The sequence below is a fragment of the Virgibacillus sp. DJP39 genome, from assembly GCF_049310925.1.
GTDB lineage: Bacteria > Bacillota > Bacilli > Bacillales > Amphibacillaceae > Virgibacillus_F.
In genome coordinates this window covers 1-7,625 of record NZ_JBMERP010000121.1, presented here as the reverse complement: position 1 = coordinate 7,625, position 7,625 = coordinate 1, and the positions used below count along the sequence as shown (strand labels likewise).

Annotated in this window: 6 protein-coding genes and 1 rRNA gene; all 7 read right to left on the bottom strand. The window is 38.6% G+C overall.

Annotation, left to right across the window (positions count from 1 at the left end):
* Positions 1 to 26: 26 nt before the first annotated feature.
* The 7 genes from radA to rrf all read right to left on the bottom strand — a co-directional run bounded on the left by radA (position 27) and on the right by rrf (position 7,608).
* Positions 27 to 1,397, bottom strand: coding sequence for a DNA repair protein RadA (gene radA / locus ACOI1D_RS20465; protein WP_422503925.1), 1,371 nt, complete (start codon positions 1,395 to 1,397; stop codon positions 27 to 29).
* A gap of 199 nt (positions 1,398 to 1,596) precedes the next feature.
* A complete protein-coding gene (gene clpC / locus ACOI1D_RS20460) occupies positions 1,597 to 4,026 on the bottom strand; it encodes an ATP-dependent protease ATP-binding subunit ClpC (RefSeq protein WP_422503923.1) in 2,430 nt (809 codons plus the stop codon).
* 12 nt (positions 4,027 to 4,038) lie between these two features.
* A complete protein-coding gene (locus ACOI1D_RS20455; protein WP_422503922.1) occupies positions 4,039 to 5,106 on the bottom strand; it encodes a protein arginine kinase in 1,068 nt (355 codons plus the stop codon).
* Positions 5,103 to 5,651, bottom strand: a complete 549-nt coding sequence (locus tag ACOI1D_RS20450) for a UvrB/UvrC motif-containing protein (protein ID WP_422503920.1) — start codon at positions 5,649 to 5,651, stop codon at positions 5,103 to 5,105. The genes ACOI1D_RS20455 and ACOI1D_RS20450 overlap by 4 nt, the downstream gene beginning before the upstream one ends.
* 14 nt (positions 5,652 to 5,665) lie before the next feature.
* Positions 5,666 to 6,133, bottom strand: coding sequence for a CtsR family transcriptional regulator (locus ACOI1D_RS20445; RefSeq protein ID WP_422503918.1), 468 nt, complete (start codon positions 6,131 to 6,133; stop codon positions 5,666 to 5,668).
* Between the two features lie 245 nt (positions 6,134 to 6,378).
* A complete protein-coding gene (locus tag ACOI1D_RS20440) occupies positions 6,379 to 7,077 on the bottom strand; it encodes an MgtC/SapB family protein (protein ID WP_422503916.1) in 699 nt (232 codons plus the stop codon).
* 415 nt (positions 7,078 to 7,492) lie between these two features.
* Positions 7,493 to 7,608, bottom strand: a 5S ribosomal RNA gene (gene rrf, locus ACOI1D_RS20435).
* Positions 7,609 to 7,625 lie beyond the last annotated feature (17 nt).

Below are 7,625 nucleotides of genomic sequence, written 5' to 3'. Positions count from 1 at the left end.
TTATTTGGAATATTAAACCATTGTAACTACCTGGATACTCCAATTTCAAGTGCTTCTTGTACGGTGCTGACACCAATAACTTGAATCGCATCTGGTGGTGTCCATCCATCAATGTTTCTCTTTGGACAAATAACCCGCTTAAATCCCATTTTAGCGGCTTCCTGAACTCTTTGCTCGATCCTGGAAACACGCCTTATCTCACCTGTCAGACCAACTTCCCCTACAAATATATCATCAGGATTGGTTGGTTGATCCCGGAAGCTAGATGCGATACTGACTGCAATCGCTAAATCAATAGCGGGCTCGTCTAACTTTACCCCACCAGCAACTTTCACATAAGCATCTTGATTTTGCAGCATAAGACCAACACGTTTTTCAAGGACAGCCATTAGCAAAGGTACACGACTACTGTCAATTCCCGTTGCCATTCTACGAGGATTACCAAAGCTTGATGGTGAAATCAACGCCTGTATCTCTACAAGTACTGGCCTTGTCCCCTCCATCGACGCTACAACGGTGGAACCAGCAGCACCTTGGGAACGCTCTTCAAGAAATATTTCTGAAGGGTTCATGACCTCTCTTAATCCCACTTCTTTCATTTCAAAAATTCCCATTTCATTTGTACTGCCAAAACGGTTTTTTACCCCTCGAAGTATTCTATACGTATGGTGGCGTTCACCTTCAAAATACAAAACAGCATCAACCATATGTTCCAGTATTCTAGGACCTGCAATTGACCCTTCCTTCGTTACATGACCAACGATAAAAATTGGAATTCCATTAGATTTTGCGATTTTCATTAGCTCACTTGTACATTCACGAACCTGTGTAACACTACCGGGAGCACTTGCTACTTCCTCCCTAAATACCGTTTGTATCGAATCAATTACAACAAAAGATGGTTTTAGTTGAGCAATTTGATTTGAAATATCATATAGATTTGTTTCAGCCAAAACGTACAGCAAGTCGGACTTAATTTCTAATCTGTCTGCACGTAGTTTCGTTTGTTTTGCTGATTCTTCTCCCGAAATATACAGTACTGGCAGCTGTTTGTCTGCTAATTGCGATGAAATCTGTAAGAGTAAGGTTGATTTACCAATACCAGGATCACCTCCGATTAACACGAGTGACCCAGGAACTACTCCTCCCCCTAGTACACGGTCAAATTCTTTCATTTGTGTTGTGATTCGAGGCTCTTTATCTGATTCTATCGCCGTTATTTTTTCTGGTTTTCTTTGTATAATTTGAGCTCCCCCGGAAGTATGACGACTGTTGTTTACAGGCTCAATTTCTTCAACTAGGGTGTTCCAGTTATTACATCCAGGGCATTTTCCCATCCACCTGGCAGACTCATAGCCACAATCCTGGCATACATATTTTGTTTTTCGTTTAGCCAAAATGAATCATCCCTTTCAACCTGTACATCTATTGTATACGAAATAAGTTCGCTTAAGGTTACAGGTTTTTATCAATTTTATAAACTTTTTTCTAACTTATGCCACAATATCCACTCTACCACGCAAAATCATTCACAAGAGATAGTAAAAAGCTAGAAGGTGCACCCTTCTAGCTTTTTACTGCATTTTTTCATCTCTTCTAAGGTAGAATTGTAAATTCACCTTTATTATTTAATCCAACTTTAATTTTTTCCCCTTTTGAAATTGTTTCCTTCAGTAATTCTTCAGATAACAAGTCCTCAATATTCTTTTGGATAGAACGACGTAGTGGTCGTGCACCGTATTCAGGGTCAAATCCTTCATTGGCAACTTTCTCCAATGCTTTATCGGTAAGAGAAAAGTCAATGTCACTTTGTTTCAGACGCTTTTGAAGTTGTTGAACCATTAGAGTAACAATATCTTTCATATGTTTTTTCTCTAAAGAGTGGAACACAATCGTCTCATCAATTCTATTTAAGAATTCTGGACGGAATGCTTTCTTCAATTCTTCTGTTATCTTAGCTTTCATGTCTTTATAGTCTCGGCCTTCTTCCTCCAGGTTAAAGCCAACACTTTTACTTTTCCTAAGCTCACTTGCACCAACGTTTGAAGTCATAATTATTACAGTGTTCCGGAAATCTACTAGCCGACCTTTTGAATCAGTCAACCTACCGTCTTCTAGTACCTGCAACAGAATGTTAAACACTTCTGGATGAGCCTTCTCAATTTCATCAAGTAAAACCACAGAATATGGTTTACGACGAACCTTTTCAGTTAATTGTCCACCTTCTTCATATCCTACATAACCTGGTGGTGAACCAACCAGTCTTGATGTTGAGTGTTTCTCCATATACTCAGACATATCAACACGAATAATTGCATCTTCTTCGCCAAACATGGATTCAGCCAGCGCACGGGCAAGTTCTGTTTTTCCTACTCCAGTCGGTCCTAGGAAAATAAACGAGCCAATTGGACGTTTTGGGTCTTTCAATCCCGCTCTTGCACGACGAATCGCTTTGGAAACAGCCTTTACTGCTTCTTCTTGACCTATTACACGGCTATGCAACGTCTCTTCCATTTTTAATAACCGGGCACTCTCGTCTTTGGTTAGTTTGATTACAGGGATTCCTGTCCAGATAGATACTACTGCTGCGATGTCTTCCATCGTAACTTCCGAGTCTTCCTGGCCTTGCTTTTCTTTCCACTTATTTTTTGTTTTCTCTAATTCTTCACGAAGCTTTTGTTCTGAATCCCGTAAAGAAGCTGCTTTTTCAAATTCCTGCCCTTGTACCGCCGCATCTTTTTCCTTACGAACTTCTTCAAGCTTTTGCTCTAATTCTTTTAAATTTGGTGGAATTGTGTAAGAACGCAGGCGTACTTTTGAACCAGCTTCATCAATTAAGTCAATTGCTTTGTCTGGCAAAAACCGGTCAGTTATATAACGATTAGAAAGATTAGCTGCCGCTTCTATTGCTTCATCTGTGATTGTGACACGATGATGTGCTTCATAGCGGTCACGAAGCCCGCGTAAAATCAAAATTGTTTCTTCAAGCGTTGGCTCATCAACTTGAATTGGTTGAAAACGGCGTTCTAGTGCAGCATCCTTCTCAATATACTTGCGATACTCATCAAGCGTTGTAGCACCAATACATTGAAGCTCTCCTCGAGCAAGTGATGGTTTTAATATATTTGATGCATCGATTGCACCTTCTGCACCACCAGCACCAATTAATGTATGCAACTCATCGATAAATAATATAATATTACCGGCTTGCCTAATTTCTTCCATAACCTTTTTTAATCGATCCTCAAACTCACCACGATATTTTGTACCAGCTACAACGGTACCCATATCAAGCGTCATAACCCGTTTGTCACGTAGCGTTTCAGGCACCTCATTATCTACTATTTGCTGTGCTAATCCTTCAGCTACAGCTGTTTTACCAACACCAGGCTCTCCAACGAGCACCGGGTTATTCTTGGTCCGTCGACTAAGTATTTGAATCACACGTTCAATTTCTTTCCCGCGACCTATAACCGGATCAACATTTCCTTCTTTTGCAATAGCCGTCAGATCACGTGCTAACGAATCAAGGGTAGGTGTGTTTGCACTTGTTGCTTGCCCACCGCGCCCCTGGCGATTTGCTTGTGATTCATTGCTTCCTAATAGCTGCAATACCTGTTGTCTTGATTTATTTAAGCTAACACCCAAATTGTTTAGAACACGTGCTGCAACGCCTTCTCCTTCACGAATAAGGCCTAACAGAATATGTTCTGTACCTACATAGGAATGGCCAAGCTTCCTTGCCTCATCCTGTGACAGTTCAACAACTTTCTTAGCACGTGGGGTATAGTGAATTGTTTGCATTGGTTGTTTCCCAACACCAATTAACTGCTCCACCTCTTGTTGGATTTTTTCAATTTCTAATCCTAGTGATTGCAATGCTTTAGCAGCAATACCTTCTCCTTCACGTACTAAGCCTAGTAATATATGTTCTGTACCGATATTATTATGCCCAAGCCGAACTGCCTCTTCCTGTGATAGCGCCAAAACTTTCTGAGCTCTTTCTGTAAAACGTCCAAACATCATATGGCTTTCCTCCTACTTTTTCTCTAATTGTAATCTTTCACGGATAAGTGTAGCTCTTCTTACATCCCGTTCTGTTGGTGTTAAAGATTCCTTTGCATATTGCTGAAGGAAACCCGGCTGAGTTAAAACCATTAATTCATTAAGTATGTTTTTTGATACATCTTTAATCATACCCAGATCAATTCCCAGTCGAACATTTGATAAACATTTAGCTGCCTCAGTTGATTCTATAATTCTACTGTGCTCCAACACTCCGTATGACCGATAAATTCGATCTTCAAGCTGTGTACTGGATTCTTCCATGATTCTAGTTCTTGCTTTTCTTTCCTGTTCAATTAATTGCTGTACAACGCTTTGCAAATCCTGAACGATATCTCCTTCAGATTTTCCAAGCGTAATTTGATTGGAAATTTGAAATACATTTCCTTCTGCCTCACTACCCTCACCATAGATTCCACGAACAACAAGACCTAGTTGGTTGATAGCTGGAATCATTCGGTTTATTTGCTGGGTAAGTGTTAGAGCAGGCAGGTGCATCATAACGGAAGCTCTCATCCCTGTACCAACATTTGTTGGGCAACTGGTCAAATAGCCTCTAGTTTCATCATATGCATAATTAACCTTTTCTTCCAACCAATCGTCAAATTCGAATGCTTTTTCCAACGCTTTATTTAATTGGAAACCAGGAAAATATAATTGGATTCGAATATGATCCTCTTCGTTAATCATTACAGATACCTGTTCACTTTTGGAAATAAGGGTAGCAGCAGTTTCAGAGTGCTTAGCCAGATGGGGACTAATTAAATGTTTCTCCACTAAGACACGCTTTTCAATTGCACTTAAATCACGCATTGAAATGAATTGGAAGTCCTCGTAATCCTGGAAAGACTGATGATCATATTCCTTTTTGAAGAATTCCCTAATTTTTTCTAACTCTTCGTTTTCAGCAATAATCGGATATGCGGCATACGCAAAGTTACGTGCTAGTCTTATTCTACTACTTAAAACGATATCACTATCAGGTCCATCACATCGCATCCACGGAGAAATTGCTTCATTCATAAAATGTTGTAATGTCATGCTTGATCACCACCCTCAGACTGACGCATCTCTTTTTCCAGATCACGTATTTTATCTCTTATCTCAGCAGCTTGCTCAAAAGCTTCATTGCTGACTAATTGTGTCAATTTCTCTTTATATTCATTTACTTGCTTTCTTGTGTGTATATTTCCTCCCTGACGTTTAGGGATTTTTCCATAGTGTTTTGTATTTCCGCTATGTACTCTGCGAAACACAGGATCCAGGTGATCTGAAAATGTTTTGTAACACTCCGCACATCCAAATTTACCAACACGTTTAAATTGGGAAAAAGTCATCTCACATTTAGGACACTGCAATTCCTTTGTTTCCTGATTATCTGATTGATTTTGCGTAGCAATAGATGTTGCATCAAAATTAAATAACCCTGTCAATAAACTATGCAGAGAATAACCTTCCTCTGGATATGTCAAATAACCTTTCTCTTTCGCACAAATGTCACAAAGATGTATCTCCGTTTTATTTCCATTTACAACACGTGCAAAGTGTAAGGATGCAGGTCGCTGCTTACATTCCTGACATTCCATTAGTTCCCCTCCCTTTATAAATTTAAGTATTTCAGTGTAGTGAGCATTGCTATTAACAAGCGTGACCTTACTTCATCTCGTAGTGGTAATTGAAACGCCAAAACGTTACGGTCAATTGCGCTTAACATAATCTTTGCCTCTCTGGTTGTAATTAACTCTTCTTCAAGCAGACGTTCCAATATATCAAGCGATGCCTGCTGTGTAACGGCGGGGTTAATAAGGTCTATAATTTCGTCAATAAGATCTGACTTTTCCTGATACTTTATACGAATAATTCGTATATACCCTCCACCGCCTCGCTTACTTTCTACTATATAACCCTTTTCCACAGTAAACCGTGTATTAATCACATAATTTATTTGCGATGGAACACATTGGAATTGATCTGCGATTTCACTTCGCTTAATTTCAATCGTATCTTGTCTTGTTGCTTCCAATATCTTCTTCAAATGCTGTTCTATGATATCAGATATATTACTCAAAAGTGCTCCTCCTCGTTATCATATGAGTGATGGTATTGATATACAAGCAACATAGGCTAACCACATTCTTGACTTTGACTATCTTTGACTTTAATTGTATTATACGAAAAAAAAGAACATAGAGCAAATACATTGTTCAAAACTATTTTCGCCAACAGTCGTAAAATTAAAACGAAAAATCTAAAAAACAAAAAGCACTTGCACGGAATTACCCGGTACAAGTGCTTTTTCTTTAGGAAATTAGTTTAATTTCTTTCAATAATGTTCTTAATTTGATCTATTTTTGATATTTCTTCAAATAATGCCACTCGGTCCAAACTGGCATTTTGTTCTATTTTTATAAAAATATTTCTGGTATCTTTATCTACTCTTTCAATTTCAACTTTTTTAATCGTTAATTCAAATTTTTCAAAAACAGATATAATATTATTAATCTTTAAATCCGGTAATGCAACAATCTCAATTAGATTAGAATATATTCCTTTTCTAAAGAGCTTCTCAAAATTATTAAGAAATACTAAACTGAGCAAAATAACGATGGTCGTAAATACTGCTACTGCATACATACCTGCACCAACCACAAGACCCAGTCCAGCAACAGTCCATATTGATGCAGCTGTGGTTAACCCACGAATGGTCATCCCATTCACCATAATTGTTCCCGCACCTAAGAAGCCAATCCCACTTATTACATATGAAGGAATACGAGTTGGATCAAAACGAATGTTACCAGATGAATTGATAAATGACTCAAATCCGAACAAGGATAGTAACATCATTAGACAGGCGCCAACGCCTACAAGAATATGCGTTCGAAAACCTGCTGAATGATTTTTCATTTCACGTTCAAAGCCAATTAGACCTGAAAGGAACAACGCGATAACTATCCTTAGCATAATCACAGAAAAGTTATCCCCAAAAATTTGATCAATAGCTTCTGTCATATAAACACCTCAATTACTATCTATATTATTCATTCTACAACATAGTATCAATAATTTTATACGGTTTACGGTTTTTTGATTTTGATTTTATCGTTCATCTATACAAATTTGGAAAAATTGGTTTATCGCTAAGCCTTAGTTACACTTATGCAGAAAGAAAGCTTTTATACTTTATTTACTACTAAAAATCGCAGGTGTCCTTGATGCCGTTTGACCTGTTCCCTCGCAACTTCAAATGTAGGTCGTTTTACTATACTAATATCGAACTGCTGTTACAAATAGGCACCTGAAGGTCTGAAGGGCACTGGACTCTTGCTTAAGTGCGTAGTTATCTTACAGTCTACGGAATTTACCGTTTCCCGAACGGTAAAAAAATAAGCGAAGATACGGGATAACGTATCTTCGCTTATTGGTTGCCTGGCGGCGTCCTACTCTTGCAGGGACAAAGTCCCAACTACCATCGGCGCTGGAGAGCTTAACTACTGTGTTCGGTATGGGAACAGGTGTGACTTCTCCGCTATAACTACCAGACAATTTCATGTAAAAGG

Coding starts and splice junctions, on each gene's coding strand:
- clpC (WP_422503923.1), bottom strand. CDS start 4,026: ATGATGTTTGGACGTTTTACAGAAAGAGCTCAGAAAGTTTTGGCGCTA.
- ACOI1D_RS20455 (WP_422503922.1), bottom strand. CDS start 5,106: ATGACATTACAACATTTTATGAATGAAGCAATTTCTCCGTGGATGCGA.
- ACOI1D_RS20450 (WP_422503920.1), bottom strand. CDS start 5,651: ATGGAATGTCAGGAATGTAAGCAGCGACCTGCATCCTTACACTTTGCA.
- ACOI1D_RS20440 (WP_422503916.1), bottom strand. CDS start 7,077: ATGACAGAAGCTATTGATCAAATTTTTGGGGATAACTTTTCTGTGATT.